Genomic DNA, 944 nt, shown 5'->3' with positions numbered 1-944 from the left:
GGCGCTGCTGCAGGCGCATGCCATCCAGGCGGGGCGTGTCGAAGGCTCAGGCGAGGCCTGAGGAAGGTGGTGCTGCCAGCAGGTCACGCAGCCCCTGCTCGTCCAGGATGGTGATGCCCAGCTCCTGCGCCTTGTCCAGCTTGCTGCCCGCTTCGGCGCCCGCCACCACGTAGTGCGTCTTCTTGGAGACCGAGCCGGCCACCTTGGCGCCAGCGGCTTCGAGCATGGCCTTGGCCTCCTCGCGCCCCAGCGTGGGCAGGGTACCGGTGAGCACCACGGTCTTGCCGAACAGCGGCAATGTGGCGGCATCGGCTTCGGCCGAAGGCTCGTGCTCGGGCCAGTTCACGCCAGCTGCCCGGAGTTGTTCGACCACCTCGCAGTTGTGCGCCTGGTCGAAGAAGGTGCGGATGCTTTGCGCCACGATCGGGCCGACGTCGCGCACGGCCAGCAGCTGCTCGTAGCTGGCGTTCATGATGCCGTCTTTGTTTTCGTCGCCCTTGTGACCCATCTTGCCGAAGTGGCGAGCCAGGTCCTTGGCAGTTGTTTCGCCCACGTGGCGGATGCCCAGGCCGAACAGGAAGCGCGGCAGCGTGGCCTTTTGCTTGCTCTGCTCCAGCGCGTCGATCAGGTTCTGCGCGCTTTTCTCGGCCATGCGGTCGAGCCCGGTCAACTTGGCCAGCCCCAGTTTGTACAACTCAGGCAGGGTGCGAACGATGCCGCCTTCCACCAACTGGTCAACCAGCTTTTCACCCAGGCCTTCGATGTCCATGGCCCGGCGCTGGGCGAAGTGCAGCAGCGCCTGCTTGCGCTGCGCGGCGCAGAACAGGCCGCCGGAGCAACGGTGGTTGACCTCGCCCGGCTCGCGCACCACGGTGCTGCCGCAGATGGGGCACTGCGGGGGCATGCGGAAGTTGGGAACGTAGGCAGGCCGCTCGCCCGGCACG

At 67.2% G+C, this 944-nt stretch carries 1 protein-coding gene; it reads right to left on the bottom strand.

What is annotated here, in order from left to right; translation table 11 throughout:
• Positions 1–46: 46 nt before the first annotated feature.
• Positions 47–944: helix-hairpin-helix domain-containing protein (locus tag B2W70_RS13470; protein WP_286746422.1), on the bottom strand; the 898-nt coding region annotated here is incomplete at its 5' end.

The organism is Aquabacterium sp. UBA2148, assembly GCF_002328915.1.
In the GTDB taxonomy this organism is placed as follows: Bacteria; Pseudomonadota; Gammaproteobacteria; order Burkholderiales; family Burkholderiaceae_C; genus Aquabacterium; species Aquabacterium parvum.
This window is presented reverse-complemented; position numbering and strand designations above follow the sequence as displayed.